Origin of the sequence: Dyella lipolytica, assembly GCF_030160075.1 — a bacterium.
GTDB lineage: Bacteria > Pseudomonadota > Gammaproteobacteria > Xanthomonadales > Rhodanobacteraceae > Dyella_B > Dyella_B lipolytica.
The window spans coordinates 1-15429 of sequence record NZ_BSNQ01000009.1; the positions used below are offsets into that span (position 1 = coordinate 1).

At 59.5% G+C, this 15429-nt stretch carries 9 protein-coding genes; 3 read left to right on the top strand and 6 right to left on the bottom strand.

From position 1 onward, the window contains the following. A partial coding sequence (locus tag QQL64_RS12995; RefSeq protein WP_284400344.1) for a hypothetical protein occupies positions 1 to 187 on the top strand: 187 nt, incomplete at its 5' end. Positions 188 to 581: 394 nt separating this feature from the next. Here QQL64_RS12995 and QQL64_RS13000 read toward each other — a convergent pair. The 4 genes from QQL64_RS13000 to tldD form a co-directional block, all read right to left on the bottom strand. Next, positions 582 to 935: a hypothetical protein gene (locus QQL64_RS13000; protein ID WP_284400346.1), complete on the bottom strand. Its 354-nt coding sequence runs from the start codon at positions 933 to 935 to the stop codon at positions 582 to 584. Between the two features lie 3 nt (positions 936 to 938). Next, a complete protein-coding gene (locus QQL64_RS13005; RefSeq protein ID WP_284402181.1) occupies positions 939 to 5219 on the bottom strand; it encodes an RHS repeat-associated core domain-containing protein in 4281 nt (1426 codons plus the stop codon). A gap of 672 nt (positions 5220 to 5891) precedes the next feature. Next, complete coding sequence (locus tag QQL64_RS13010; RefSeq protein WP_284400348.1) at positions 5892 to 6224, bottom strand: hypothetical protein; 333 nt, start codon at positions 6222 to 6224, stop codon at positions 5892 to 5894. 290 nt (positions 6225 to 6514) lie between these two features. Further along, entirely contained in the window at positions 6515 to 7954 is a 1440-nt protein-coding gene (tldD, locus tag QQL64_RS13015; RefSeq protein WP_284400352.1) for a metalloprotease TldD, read from the bottom strand. A gap of 145 nt (positions 7955 to 8099) precedes the next feature. Between tldD and QQL64_RS13020 the strand changes: the two genes are divergently transcribed. Continuing rightward, a complete protein-coding gene (locus tag QQL64_RS13020) occupies positions 8100 to 9305 on the top strand; it encodes a sterol desaturase family protein (protein WP_284400353.1) in 1206 nt (401 codons plus the stop codon). A gap of 6 nt (positions 9306 to 9311) precedes the next feature. Here QQL64_RS13020 and QQL64_RS13025 read toward each other — a convergent pair whose 3' ends face one another. Both QQL64_RS13025 and rng read right to left on the bottom strand, forming a co-directional pair. Then, positions 9312 to 13190, bottom strand: coding sequence for a YhdP family protein (locus tag QQL64_RS13025; protein ID WP_284400355.1), 3879 nt, complete (start codon positions 13188 to 13190; stop codon positions 9312 to 9314). Between the two features lie 12 nt (positions 13191 to 13202). Continuing rightward, complete coding sequence (gene rng / locus QQL64_RS13030) at positions 13203 to 14693, bottom strand: ribonuclease G (protein WP_284400357.1); 1491 nt, start codon at positions 14691 to 14693, stop codon at positions 13203 to 13205. Between the two features lie 125 nt (positions 14694 to 14818). Here rng and QQL64_RS13035 point away from each other — a divergent pair, with 125 nt between their 5' ends. Further along, positions 14819 to 15355, top strand: coding sequence for a mismatch-specific DNA-glycosylase (locus tag QQL64_RS13035; protein ID WP_284400360.1), 537 nt, complete (start codon positions 14819 to 14821; stop codon positions 15353 to 15355). Positions 15356 to 15429 lie beyond the last annotated feature (74 nt).

Genomic DNA, 15429 nt, shown 5'->3' on the forward strand with positions numbered 1-15429 from the left:
CAACGATGCTCCATCGAAAGCAAAACTGCGTCGTGTAATTTATCGAATTCGCTCATATCTATTTGACGATAGGCAGGTGGGCTTCTGGCGATTCATTCGGCACCCGATTGCCATTGATATCGAGACGTTGATCGCTCGGATCATTGACATGCGCGTGAGGTGGCTCAGCGCCTGGGTGAGAAAGTAGAGGAAAAAAGGGGTCAGAGCCTTTTTCCGAAGATTCGACCGCATAGGTGACCTAGAAAGTGTTCTGACCCCTTTTCGCCTATAGCCCTGGGTACAACACCCGATGCCAGACAGGCTGTTTATAGAGATTTGTTCAAGCACGCCATTGGCGACGACATGCTTGATGAGATTCGCGCGCACGTGCAACAACAGCGCGCACTATGCTCTCATCGATTTCAGGCCGCTATCGAGACGGAACTCGGACGTGTCGCTCGGGTTCGTCCTCACGGCCGGCCGAAAAAGTAGTCTGACCCCTTTTTCTCCTCCTCACGGCCGGCCGAAAAAGTAGTCTGACCCCTTTTTCTCCTTTTTCTAGACCCCTTTTTTTTACTTTTTCATATACGGAATCCCGTTATTTATTCAACATTCTTGAACACCACCATGTCTACCAAAATCTTGGCCCCCAAGGTGTTCTTAATCGCAAGTAGGAGTGTTTCATATTTTTTTGCGTAGGCGTCAGAAGCAGCACCAAGCTTTGGCGTTGAATGCACACATATTTGATGAATATCTTCATACTCAACTGGGCCCGAGCCAAACCCGGGGTCCTTTAGTCCCTTATCGGTGATCCGATCGGTACTTGTGGGAACCCATTCCTGATATTCCGTCTGGTCGCCAACGTATTTAACCGATACCCATAAGGGTGGTCCCTCGCCAGATTGCTCAGCATTGCACATTGCTTCAATGAAGCTTTTGATCGCACTTTTAGACACGGATCATGTTCCTCTTTTGTAAGGAAAAATCATCTCTTTTCCTTGCGCATTGACCGAATGGAAATGTGGGCAATGGTGATGGCTTGGATAGTCATCACCTACCTGGTCCGGATGTCCATCAGGGTGATTCATTACTCGCGCAGGTGAGTTGGGACTTTCGTACCCGTAATTGTTGCCACCATTTTGCCTAACGTATGTGTAATTCGGTCCACCTCGACCACGATATTGACTCCACGGAATTGGATTTCCTTCATCACCGATGCCCATACCAGCCCAAGCGAGGGCTTTGAGATAGGCTTCAAACCGCGTGTCTGGACCGCAGCCACAGTCCCCATTTTGGTTCTCATCTCCCGTCAGTGCAGTAGCTGCTATTCCGATCGCAACGCCACCTACTGCTGCTGCGACCTTGGCCCCACCGGCACTTGCACCTTCTGCTCCCGCTCCTGTCCCTGCCGCCGCGCTTTCTGGAAGCATGCCTGCCGCGGCGCAAGTCGCAGCAGCGGCTGAGTTTAAGCAGGATTCTTGAAGACCAAGCGGATCGCTGTAGCTCAGAGGATTGCCACCGACGTAGTCATAGGTATTTGGTCCGCCACTTAGGCCAATTGGATCACTCTCAATATATCTGCCCGTGGTTGAATCAAAGTCTCGATTCACGTTGCTATTAAGCCCCGTCTCGGCATCTGCGTACTGCCCCGGAAACCGTAGGTTGTATGTATAGCCGCTTGAAGCTGGAGCTAATTCGCCCCACGGATTGCCCTGATAGGTAAGCTGCCACTCGGTGATACCGCTGCTGTTGGCGATAACTCTGGGCGTGCCGAGCTCATCGGCCGTCACATAAGCCAGTGTGCTGGTCGTGCCTGACGTATCCACATTGGCGACGGGGATGCCATCCATCCAAATGTAGTCGCGGTTGGTCGCGCCGTACTCACCTAGTATCTGGCTGGCTTCGTTGTAATCGTAGCGTTCCGCGTTGGAGCTAGTGATCTTCTGAATACGCTGGTCAAAAGCGTTGTACGTGTAGTTCGCAATAGTGTTGCCACCGAGCTGTGCCAGCGTCATTCGATTGCGGTTGCTGTACCCGAAACCGTACGTGCTACCTGTTTCGGTGATGGCGGTCGTGTTGCCATCCGCATCCACGCTGCGTACCGCGTTGCCCGTAGCATTGAGCTGATGCGTTCCTGTGTTGTAGGTGTATGTGCCCGTCGCGATGCCACTACCGGTTTTGCTAAGACGGTCACCCGTTGGGTTGTACGTGACGCTTTCGAGGATGCTACCGCCCGCCTCGGTCACGCTGAGCAACCGATACAGTGGATCGTACGCATAGGTCTCGGTGGCTGGATTCGCACCCGGCGCATTGCCGATGGCCGTGATGTCGCCCATCGCATCTCTGGCGACATGCAGATTGAACGCCGGACTGGTCAGATCGGTGAGCCGGTAGTTCGCATCGTAGATGCGCGTGACTTGCTGCCCATTACCCAGTGTGTAACCACTCACAGGTCCGAACGGCTGATAGGTGACACCGCTCACCGCCGTGCTGGCCGTGCCGTTAACTGGCGTGAGGCTGATGCTCTGGATGCGCCCGTCGCCATCACGCGTGTAGCTGACCAAGGTTCCGCTCGGATACACGATGCCGCTCAGTCGTCCCGCTTGAGTAATGGAGTAACCGGTGGTGTCGGTGTTTGTTGCCGTGATCTGCTGCTTCTGGATCACGTTGCCGCGTGCGTCATAGCAGTACACAGTGGTGACCGTGGCTTCGATGATGCGGGTCAGTCGTCCGACCGGATAGCTGGTGCTGCAGTTGGTGGTGCTGTTTTGATCGTCGTAGCTGTATGTGACGTTCTGCGTGCTATCCGGATAGCTGGTAGTGCTCAGCCGATCCAGCGCATCGTAGGTGTTGGTGGCGACGATGCCCTTGGCGTCGGTCTTGGTCAGCACGTTACCGGCCGCATCGAACGTGCGGTTCGTGGTGCCGGTGTCGGGGCTGACTTGGCCGGTCGCGTCGCTGAGGCCGTCGTAGCTATAGGTCGTGTTGAGGTTGCTGGGATCGGTGACCTGGGTCAGGCGGTCCAGGCTGTCGTAGCCGTATGCCGTGGTGGTGTTCTTGGTGTTGGGATCGGTGCCGTTGTAGTTGTCCAGGGTTTGCACCAGGCGGTTCAAGGCGTCGTAACCCAGCTGGCGCTGGATGCCTAAGGCATCGCTGCTTTGGATCAGGTTGCCGTTGGCGTCGTAGCTGCTGCTGGCGGTGGCGTTGAAGACGGTGTGGCTGAGGCCGTCGACCACGCTGGTGAGTTGGCCCAGGGGGTTGAAGGTGCGGGTGAGGCTTTTATGGACGGTGCCGCTGGCGTCATAGACCTGTTCGCCGGTTTTGTCGCCGGCGGCATCGAGGGTGTATTGCACGTAGTTGCCCAGCGCATCGGTGATCTTGGTGAGGCGATGGGCGGTGTCGTAGCCGTAGGTGGTGGTGACGCCGTCGGGATCGGTGACGGTTTGTACGGCGCCGTAGGGGGTGTAGGTGAAACGGGTGATCGCGCCGCCGACGGTGCGCGAGACGAGCCAGCCGCGCGGGGTGTAGGTCATGTCGGTGTTGATGCCGTTCGCGTCGGTGATACGCGTGATGCGGCCGTTGCCATCGTAGGAGGCGATGGTGGTGACGTGGCCTAAGGCATCGGTGACTTGATACAGATCGCCGGGCTGATAGCAGGCGGCGCCGGGGGTGCCGCAGTTCACGGCACTGCTACTGGTGTAGTAGGTGTAGGTGGTGGTTTGCGTCAGATCGGTGCGAGAGCCCGTCGCAGACAGCATCAAGCCAACCAGCGGGCAACCGGTGCCGACGGTGGTGCAATAGGTGTAGGTGTTGCGGCGGACGCCGGCGGGAACGGTGCCGGTGTTGCTGCATGCATAGCCTGATGCAGCACTGTTGGTCGGATCGATGTCGCAGCGAGCGAGCGTTTGTCCGGTGGTGCTGTAAACCCATTGTGTGTTGCTGACGACGGTACTGCTGGCGTTGCTGACGGTGCGTGTCAGCGGCACGCGTAATGTGGTGTTCCAAGTGAGCACTGTCGTGCGCTGATTGGACGTACCAGAAGCATCGATCTGCTGATCCAACAGGCCGTTCGCGTCGTACGTGGTGGCCGTAACGTTGCCGTTGAAGTCGGTGGTCGACGCGGGATAACCATTGGCATCATACGTACGCGTTTGCCAGTCCTGCCCACACTGGGTGCCGCACGGCTGGTTGACGCTGGCGATGGCGGACATGCCTGTCGTGTAACTGAATTGCAGGGTCACGCTGCTGCCTAGCGGGTACGCCACGGCGGCAGAGCCGTCGCTGTTATACGTCACGCTGGTGGTGCCGACGTTGCCCGCAAAGCCGCTGGACGTACTCTGTCCGCTGCTGTTGTAACTGGTGTTGGCGTAGCGAACGCCGGCTTCATCCACGATGCCCGTCATGCTATTGGGCAGACTTGTGTTTCCGGTGAGCGAGGGTTCGTTGTAGACATACTGGCGCGTCTTGCCATCCGGATACTGCACCGTGGAAAGATTGCCGCTGGTGTCGTAGGTATAGGTCAGCGTGCCACCATCCGGCAGGGTGATCTGGCTGACCTGGCTGCTGCTGTTGTAGGTGAATTGCAGCGCACGCCCCTGAGGATCGGTCGCGGTGAGCAGCAAACCGGCCGCAGGCGCGACGGTGGCGGGTGTCGAGGCCGTGCTGTAGGTGAATATCTCACTTTGACCGGCTTGGTTGGTGACCCCTTGCAGCACGCCATTCGCATCGTAGTTTTCGTAGTGGCGTGACGCGGCAACAAACAGCGTATAGCCCGTGGCTACGCCATTGCTGTTGTCGGTTTCCGTCAAGAGATCCGGAGAACCCAGCGTGGTCGACCACGTTCCGTTGCTTTTGGTGTACTTCACCTGCTTGCCATCCGGGCGAATGACATACACGGTAGGTGTGGGGTTGTTGGCGATCGCGATTTGTAAAAAGCGGTCAAAGCTGTGGCGCCACTGCAGCCCGATATGCGCGGGGTACGTCCCGCTGCTGTTGTAGAAGCGACGTAACGTCAACCAAGGCGAATCGGCATAATCCTCATCTTCGAGATATTTATTGCCGGTCGCGGCGTTAATGGGATCGCCTACGTTCGGGCTACCACCAGAGCTTCCCTGGCTACCAAGGCCAGCGTCATGGAGCGTGCCAGTGCCAGCATTGGCAGGCGCGTCATAGGAGCAGGTGTATTCGGCTAGGTTGAAATACGCGTACGAAGAGCCGTTAAAATAAAAATCCCGGATCATTACAGTCACTGGGGGACCCGACCAAGGAAGGGTGGTGCAATAGCTTGGACGACCGTAGTCATATGCCAGGCAGTCCGAATCGGGGTTGGTTAAATTCCATTGGATGGCGGCGCAGCCCGCCGCATTGGCGTGAACCAGCCCGGGAAAGGTCAAGACGCCCAGCAACATCATCACGCCGGAGTAGCGCTGCTTTCTGGAAAGCACAGAAGAGGATGGGGAGACGCGGCGAGGGCCACTGCGGGCAGATCGCGTCGACAGGCGATGCGACGTGAGCCATGCCCACACGTTCAGCGACATGACCCGCAAGCCCAAGACCCTATCTAACACGCGATGAGCGCGATCGGCGACATCCATTTATTTTCCCCCGTGACATACGACAAACCGGTGCAAGATGCGGACCGGTCGATGAGCGATCTGTGATGCCTGTTATAGCAAGCGGCGTCGCGCTTTTCTGTGCATTAATCTGTAAGGATTTTCCTACACGGTCGGCCGCGTGAACGATTCAGGGCCAGGGACAACCCACAGCGCGCTGCAACGAAACGCTTGAACACAAGCACTGCGCATCCGATTGTAAGTACTCAACCACGGCACGCAACGCCTTCTAGTCCCCAAGTGCGGCACAACCGTCCTCAGTGGGTGTGCCGCGATAGGGATCATACGAGTACGAACGCGCTACCCCGCCGGCTCTTGCCGAAGCGTATCGACGTATTGGCGAAGGAAGTGAATCGCGGCATGCAGGCCGTTGGTTTGCGAGGGGGTGAGTGGCCAATGGCCAGTCTCGATTCGCTTGCCGTTGGCTTTGGCACGGTGGAAGGCTTCGCTGTTGCTTAGCAGTTCGCGTATGACGTGGGCTGCTAACGCGGTGCCAGCGAGCTTCGTGATGTACGTTTGCCGTGACGCCTTCACCGGGTCCAGAGGAAAGAGTGGACCGTCGAAAGGTGAAGTGGATTTGCGATCGGTGGGAACCGATGGGCGTGCGTGTGCCGTATGATCTGGCTTAGCCATATCAACTGTCTCTCAGTTGGTTGTGGTTAGCAGGTCGTGGGAGTTGGCGCTCTCACGATCTGCGCTCTCACTGCATTGCTGCAATGGTCACCGACGTAGCCCTTTGCGAGATGGCGTCGGTGACGGACCGAACGTAGCAAATACGTTGGCGGTTGTACGTAGGTGTTTCACTAGTCGCTGCGTGCGATTGAGCTAGCGTTTTTCACGCACTTGCATCGCGCGAGGGTGGGTAACCCCTCCCCAACCCTCCCCTACTTCGCAGGGGAGGGGGCTGGTTCCGGCGAGCTTGATTAAGACGCGGTGCCGCCTACCGTCATGCTGTCTACGCGCAAGGTTGGCTGACCCACACCTACCGGCACGCTCTGACCTTCTTTGCCGCACACGCCGATGCCTTCATCGAGTGCGAGATCGTTGCCGATCATCGACACGCGCGTCAGCACGTCGGGACCGCTGCCGATCAATGTGGCGCCTTTCACCGGCGTGGTGACTTTGCCGTCTTCGATGAGGTAGGCCTCGCTGGCGGAGAACACGAACTTGCCGTTGGTGATATCGACCTGACCGCCAGCGAAGTTCACCGCGTACAAACCGCGCTTCACGGAGCGGATGATTTCCTGCGGATCGTGCTGACCGGCGAGCATGTAGGTGTTGGTCATGCGCGGCATCGGCAATTGCGCGAAGGATTCGCGGCGACCGTTGCCGGTGGGTGCCATGCCCATCAGGTGCGCGTTGAGTTTGTCTTGCATGTAGCCCTTGAGGATGCCGTCCTCGATGAGCGTGGTGCATTCGGTGAGCGTGCCTTCGTCGTCGACGCTGAGCGAACCGCGGCGACCGGGCAAGGTGCCGTCGTCCACGATGGTGACGCCCGGTGCAGCGACGCGCTGACCGATGCGGCCGGCGAATGCGGAGCTGCCTTTGCGATTGAAGTCACCTTCCAAACCGTGGCCGATGGCTTCGTGCAGCAGCACGCCCGGCCAGCCCGGACCGAGCACGACGGGCATGGTTCCCGCAGGCGCATCGATAGCGTCGAGGTTGACTAGCGCCTGGCGCACAGCTTCGCTAGCGAAGGCCATCGCGCGACCGTTTTCCAGCAGCTCGCGGTAACCGTAGCGACCGCCACCGCCCGCGTAGCCTTGCTCGCGGCGACCGTTCTGTTCGGCGATGACTTGTACGCTCAAGCGCACTAGCGGGCGCACATCGGCGGCGAGCGTGCCGTCCGAACCGGCAACGAGCACGGTGTCGAGTGTCGCGCTCAGGCTGACGATGACCTGCTTCACGCGCGGATCGCGGGAGCGTGCATACGCATCCACTTCGCGCAACACGGCGATCTTGTCGGGATTGGGCAAGCTGTCCACCGGATCGATGGCCGGATACAGTGCTTTCGCGCCATGCAGCGCCAGCGGTTTGCCCGCACCGTTGCCGCCTTGGGCAATCGCACGCGCTGCTTTGGATGCATCGAGCAGTTGCGGCAGTACGATCTCGTCGGAATAGGCGAAACCGGTTTTCTCTCCGCTGATCGCACGCACACCCACGCCTTGCTCGATGGAATGGCTGCCATCTTTAACGATGCCCTCTTCCAACACCCAGGACTCGCTGCGCGAATGCTGGAAGTAGAGATCGGCGGCGTCGATGGAGGGGCCCATCAGCTGGGTGAACACGCGGTCGAGGTCGCCGGTGGCCAGGCCGCCGGGGGTAAGCAGGCGACTCTCGGCCTGTGCGATCAAGGAATTCATGGAGGGTGGCCAGTCAGTGGGATCGTTAAAGGCAATTTGGGGTCGAATGGGACAGTTTAAAACCCGCTCGGGCAAGAGGTCGACGATACCGCTAGGATGGCTTGCCAACGGGTTTCCAGCCCGCCGAATCATGTGAAGGGGCACCATGAGTGACGCGCCAAAACCCGATTTGTTCGAAAAGATCATCGATCGCACGATTAAAAGCCCCGTCGAGGAAACCCGCGACCTTTTGCATCGCGACGGCGAACTGAAACCCGGGCAAGGCGCGGTCAGCAGCGTTATCTCGCTCGCACTGGGCTTTCTCTGCCTGCTCGCTGTGCTGGCCTTTCATTTTCCGCAATACCTCACCACGCCGGACCTGCGACACAAGTACTCGGTGGATGTATTGCGCCAGTTGCTGCTAGTCGGCCTGCTCGTCGCCGGCGGCATGTCTCTCGGCAATATCATTCTTGGACGCCGGCGCCAGATCAGCATTGTTGCGTTTGCGTTCGTCCTGCTCGCCACTGCGCTAGGCGGTTCGCGGGTACCGGTTGGCAACTTTCCCGATCACACCCCTTATATCGGGCTGGACTGGTTCATCCTGGATCTACTGAGTTCGACGTTGATCTTCGTGGTCATCGAGAAGCTGTTTCCGCTGTACCGGGGACAGGCCATTTTCCGTAAGGAATGGCAGACCGATCTCAAGCATTTTGCGGTCAATCATTTCATCGTCGGGCTGGCATTGCTGACGGTGAACTTTCTGCTGCATCACCTGTTCGGCCGGTTTCTCAGCAGTACGTTTCAACAGTACGTGCAGCACATACCTTTCCTGCTGCAGTTGCCGCTGTGCATTCTTGTCGCCGATCTCGCGCAATACTGGACGCACCGTGCCTATCACGAGGTGCCATTCCTGTGGCGATTCCACTCGGTCCATCACAGCGTGAAAACCATGGATTGGCTGGCCGGCTCACGCCAACACATGCTGGAGCTGATCGCCACGCGCGTCTGTGTGCTGGCACCACTCTACGTGCTTGGATTCAGCGAAGGGGTGATGAATGCGTACATCATCGTCGTGGGCTTCCAGGCGGTATTCAATCACGCCAACGTGCATCTGCCGTGGGGACCTCTGAAATACCTTGTGGTCACGCCGAACTTTCACCATTGGCATCACGCATCCGATGACGAGGCCATCGACCGCAATTACGCGGCGCACTACGCCTTCCTCGACTATCTGTTCGGCACGGCGGTGACGTCGAAGAACAAATTTCCCGAAAGGTACGGCGTGGTCGGTGACTACATGCCGGACGGATTTGTCCGGCAGCAGTTGTTTCCATTTCGTGGCGCTACCAAGCCCATACCGGCCGATGAATAGACGGCCCTAACGCTGCGTGCTTGACGCCGGGGCCGGCACAGAAGAAGCACCTGCCGGCTGCGCTGCGGACGAGGCGCCCGCAGGCAATGCCTGTGCCGGCGCAGTACCCGAGGCGATGACAGGCTTATCCCAGCTGCCGCCGATGTGATAACGCTGCACGGCCATGTGGCTGAGACCTTTGCCCAGCACGCCCTGCACCGCAAAGCCGGCTGCCGCACCGATCGGACCGCCGATCACCGCTCCGACCACCGGCAGGGTGCTGCCGACATGGGGAAGAATCACCACCTGTTGATCGTAGTCCCGGTCGCGCAGACCGGTACGGCCCTTGATGGTTATTTCCGCCGCGGGCCCGTGGATTTTCAAGTTGTCGGTGTACGCGTTGCCGTCCTTCAGCTGGAAATCGCCGGTGATCAAATCAAAGCCGAAACCCTTGCCGAACACGTCGGCAAAATCCAGCGACAAGCGGCGCGGAAGTTCGGCAATGGAAGCTAGTCCAAAGAACCGGGCGCCGAAGTTCGTGCTCGCTTTCGGCAAGAGACCATTGGTGACGTTCACTTTCAAACTGCCATCCATATTGCCGAGCTCGAATGCCCATGGTCCGCCCGGCCATGTCGCGTTGAGCTGGTCATGGGTTTTGCCGCCTTCGAAGATGCCCTCGTAACCGAATGCACTGAGCATGTCGCCCAGACTGCCGGCGTCGAAGTTCACGTTCAGATGCGTGCTGCTTTGAGTCCGCGTGCCGTTCCAATCGCCGTTGGCGTTGATCTGCACGCTCCTGGATTGCGCGGACAACTGATCGATGTGCATGCCATGGGTGATCGGCCACGTTTCCAGCCGTGCCTCGCCCAACTTTGCATCGCCGAGGCGCAGATCGTTTACCCAAATGTGCAAGGGCGGCACGGCGGAAGGATCCATGCCGGTATTGGCGGGATCGGTCACCGGCACGGGCGCCGCACCCGGTTTTTTGGCGGGTACGGTAGGTTCTTTGGGCAAATACATCCGCTGCAGGCGCGCGGTAATCCCGCGTTTGTCCAATGTTGTCGTCGGCACGCTGAAATGCCCCGCCGACGCCGCGCTGTCCACATCGAGCTCGAGCGTGTCGGTCTTCGGCGCTGCGGTGATATGCATCTGAGCGAAGTCGCGCCCGAACATCTGCGCATGCTCGGTAGTGACGTCGATGGTCTCCAGGCTTAGGCGATTGTCAGCGGTACTACCGCCGATCGACTGCTTTACCCATCCTGTGACATCGAGCTGCGGCGCGTCGCCGCGAATACGCAGGCCCTGGGCCGGAAGGCTGTCTGGCATTTCGTCGCCGAACGCAAACGTTCCGGCCAGCGGCGCCTGGTCGGTGGCCGGCATGCGTAGACGTCCGCGCATGACGGATCCGAGCGCTACCTGCAATTCATTGCCAGGCGTAGGCAGCCCCAATGTCACGTGCAGTGGCAAATCGCTGTCGGCGGCTTTGTTCAATGGCACGGGGAAATTGAGCGCCACGCCGGACATCGGCGAATCGATGCTGAGTGTTTGCACATCCGTTTTGCCATCGCTGGCATGCGCGATTTGATAGCCGATATCGAACACGCCGCGACCGACGGCGACATCGCCCAGCCATGTCAGCTGCGAATAACCTTTGATCAATTCGGGAATGGTGAAGTTGCCGCTCAACTTTGCGGACAGCACGGTATTCGGATCGCCCGTAGCACCTGCGATCGCCAGATCGACTTGGGAGGGTTCGCCGCGGAATCCACCGGTCAACGGGCCCGCATGGAAACCATGCCCGTCGAACGTGCCCGGGCCGTCAAGCTTGTCGATCTGCAGGTTCCATTGCGGTGCGCTGAGATCGACATCCTTCAACTGGGCGGTGCCGTCGAGCAGGAAGTCGTGCATGTCTTTCATCGGCAGCGACAAGTGAAAATCGAAACTGCCGGTGCCGCCAAGCTTGAGCTTGGAAAGCGCATCCGCCTGTTTTCTGGCGATGGGGCTAGTGCTGACGAAGTTCAACATATCGGAAGCGTTGCCGCTGCCGCTGACGTTGAGATCGAGCGTGGCATGCGCCAGCTCGGGGATCACCGCGATGGCCTTGTCCACCTTCACGCTCAGCGATTGCCCGCTTGCCTGCACCAGCAGGCCCGCATCGACGAAGCTGGCGACAGCCTGCACGTGGTCAGCCACTGGCCAATCCTTGCCATAGCTCAAGGTGAAATCGCTGAAGTCGGCATGGGCTTCGAAGCGGCCCTCGTTGTGGTGGAACGGCCAATCCGCGAGGTTTCCGCGCACCACCACCGATGCATCGTCCATCTTGCCGGAAACGAACGCCTGATCCAGCCACGACACGGCGGGCGGCGACAGCGAATCGATCGGCCAGAACAGCTTGGCCGCGGTGACATCACCGTGCGTCAGCGCAACGTACAGATCCAGGAAGGGACGGCCGCCAGCACTGGGCAACGCAATATCGCCCTGCGCATTGCCGCCATAACCTTGGCCTTCGAAATCGAGATTGGCGATGCCGATATGCGACGCATCGTCATCGTTCCAAAAAGCGATGTTGCCACCCAGCTGGCTCATTGCGAACGGGTTGCGAAAGGTATGCGGAAAACTTATCGAAGTCGCCTGCGCCGGAAGCTGCAGAGCAACCGCCTCTGCATCGCCACGCACTTCGCCTTGCAGGTGATCGACACCCGGCAGCTTGCCGACGGAGGTAATGCCTAGATTGTCGAACTGTCCATCCAGCGATTGCAGGCCCGCGGCGGCGCTCCAATGCACAACCGCATGTGACACCAGGCCATGCGGTTGGCCGGTGGCTAGCCATTGCGCAAGGCCCGGCGAAAGGCCCGGCTTGAGCCCTAGCCAAGGTAGCAACGGTGCAAGCTGCAGGTTGCTGGCCTTGGCATCGAGCGTCGCCTGAGGCGTACCAAACTGGTCCGCCTCCGCAATCAGTGCGCTGCCATCGTTGCCTGCCCAGCGAATGGCATAACCCTTGTCGTCGCGACGCAGCTCCGCGATACCGCTCCACGCCGGCACCGACACCTTGGTGCCGGCGGGATTGGTAACGGCCAGACTATGCAGATCGAACTGGAACAGATCGCGCACGATTTTGCCGTGACTCCAATCCATCCACGCGGCAAGGTTGCCGTTGCCGCTATCGACGACATAGCCCCCCAGGTCGATGCCGGCAAGCATGCCGTGCAAATCGGCACTTTGCGTGGCAAACCAGACCCGGCCACTGGTGCCGTCATCGCGGAACCGGCCTGCCGCCTGCAACTCGCCAGTGGCACCTAATCGATGCAAGCGCGCACCGATGCGAACGTGGTCGCTCTGATGCGTCACGCGCAATTGATCGGCGACCAGCGTGTAGTGCTGACCCTGAAGCACATCGTTGATGTCTACGCGCAAATCGTCCAGCCAAAGCTCGACGGAAAGACGGCCAAACGAAATGTTCTGCCGCTCCGCACCGCCAGCCAGACCGATACCGTTTATATGCCAGCCGCCATCCGCGTCGTGGCTCAGATCAAGCTCGAGACCGCGCGCCTGCATGTTCAGCAGATGCCGGGATGGGAATAGCCAACCACCGAAATCCAGCTTGAGATCCACCTCGGGTACATGCAGCGGATTGCCGCTTGCCCCCGGTCCGGGGACGGCACTCCAGTCGCGCATGATGAATCGCGGCCCCGAGGGTTCCCAGCGCCCCTCCAGCGACGAAAAACTGACTTGGGCTTGCAGCTGCTTACTGAGTTGCTGGGCCACCCATTGCGGATGCTTCGCGAGCAAAGGCAGCAGCACCTGCGCCAGCGCCGCGGTGATCGCGAGCGTAATGACCAGTACGCCCACGGCCCAACCGAGCACGCGTGCGATACGGTGCGCCCATCGTTGCCATAGCGCCTTCACCCGAGACCTGCGTTAAAGCAGTACAACATCGAACTGTTCCTGGGAGTAATGCTCTTCAGGCTGGAAGCGTATGCTTTTGGAGATGAACTCTTCCAATTCGGCCACTGCGGTCGATTCCTCTTCGAGGATGCGGCTGACCACTTTCGGACTGGCCATCACTAGCAGCTTTTGCGCGTTGAACTGGCGTACCGCACGGGTGATCTCGCGGAAAATCTCGTAAGTGACCGTCTCGGCGGTTTTAACCGTGCCGCGCCCCATGCAGGCCGGGCATGGTTCGCACAGCTGGCGCTCCAGGCTTTCGGTGGTGCGCTTGCGCGTCATCTCCACCAGGCCGAGCTGGGACATCGGGTACACCGTGGTCTTGGCGTGATCGCGCGTGAGACCTTTTTCGAGCATGCGGATGACCTGGCGCTTGTGCTCTTCATCGGTCATGTCGATGAAGTCGATGATGATGATGCCACCGAGGTTGCGCAGGCGCAGCTGGCGCGATGCCGCCTGTGCCGCCTCGAGATTGGTCCGGTAAACGGTTTCCTCGAGATTCCGTGTACCGAGATAGCCGCCGGTGTTGACGTCGATGGTGGTCATCGCCTCGGTCTGATCGACGATCAGGTAGCCACCGGACTTCAGCGGCACTTCCTTGCGCAATGCGCGCTGGATTTCGTCTTCTACGCCGTATAGGTCGAAGATCGGACGCTCGCCGGCGTAATGTTCGATGCGATCGTCCAGGCTCGGCATGAATTTGTGCACGAACTTGGCGACTTTCTCGAACGTCTCGCGCGAGTCGACGCGCACTTTTTCGATATCCTCGTTGAGCAGATCGCGCAAGGCACGTAGCGGCAGCGACAACTCTTCGTACACGCGCTCGCCGACCTTGGCCTTGGCGATGTTCTCCTGCACGACCCGCCACACCTTGCCCAGATAGGTGACGTCGAAAGCCAGCGATTCGGCGGACTGTCCTTCGGCATTGGTGCGAACGATGTAGCCGAGAGGGGTTTCGCCGATCAACGGCGTAAGCACGTCCTTCAGGCGCTGCCGCTCGGCTTCGTCCTCGATGCGCGTGGAGATGCCCAGCGTACGGGCATGCGGCAGCAGCACTAAGTAACGCGAAGGAATGGATAGATGACTGGAGAGCCGGGCGCCCTTGGTGCCGATCGGATCCTTCACCACCTGGACGACGATTTCCTGGCCCTCGTGCACCAGCTCGCTGATCGACGGTATATGGCCGTTGCCATTGCCGTTCCCGGCCGCAGGCACGTCGGCGCCTTCCGGCAGCGGTGGCCGGACGATATCGGAGGCGTGCAGAAAGGCGGCGCGTTCCAGGCCAATGTCCACGAACACGGCCTGCATGCCGGGCATCACCCGCTGCACACGCCCCTTGTACACGTTGCCCACGTATCCCCGTCGGGAAGTTCTTTCGACATGCAGCTCTTGCAGCATGCCGTTCTCCACCACGCCGACCCGGGTCTCGCGCGGGGTTACATTGATCAAGATTTCTTCGCTCACCGACATCCCCAAAGCTATGCAGCCTTTATAGCGGCTGCATGCGAGAGCTGTCGATGTACAACGCACAGCTCCAGCTGTACTCCAGCGTTCTGTAAAGTAAGCGCCCGCCTAAACAGGCTCTAAGCATGCCCGCTGCCCCCAAATCGCCCAACCAGCCGATCCTGCCTGACGTGCTGTACCCCGGCCTGAGGCTGGTGTTTTGCGGGACGGCCGCCGGCAAGCGCTCCGCCGCCGAGGGTGCCTATTACGCCCACCCGGGTAACCTGTTCTGGCGCGCCCTTTTCCAGTCGGGCCTTACACCACGGTTGCTGGCACCGCGGGAGTTCCACCGGCTGCCCGAGTTCGGCATCGGCCTCACCGACCTGGCCAAGCGCCATGTCGGCAACGACGACGAGTTGCCACGCGACGCCTTCGATGTGCCGGCGTTGCGGGCAAAGATAGAGAGCTATGCTCCGCGCATGCTCGCCTTTACGAGCAAGAATGCCGCACGCGCCGTACTCGGCCCTAATGTCGTTTACGGCATGCAGGAGCAAGCGCTCGGTTCTACTCGGTTATTCGTGTTGCCCTCGCCTTCGGGTCAGGCACGAGGGCATTGGGATCTGACGATCTGGCAAGCGTTGGCAATCTGCTTAGAACCTACGTCCCAACGTCAATCCTCGTAATTACGTGCGAAATAATGCGTTGCTTGCGGCATATGGTTGCCGTCACGAAAATTGTCTAGGCTGCTATCTTCCTT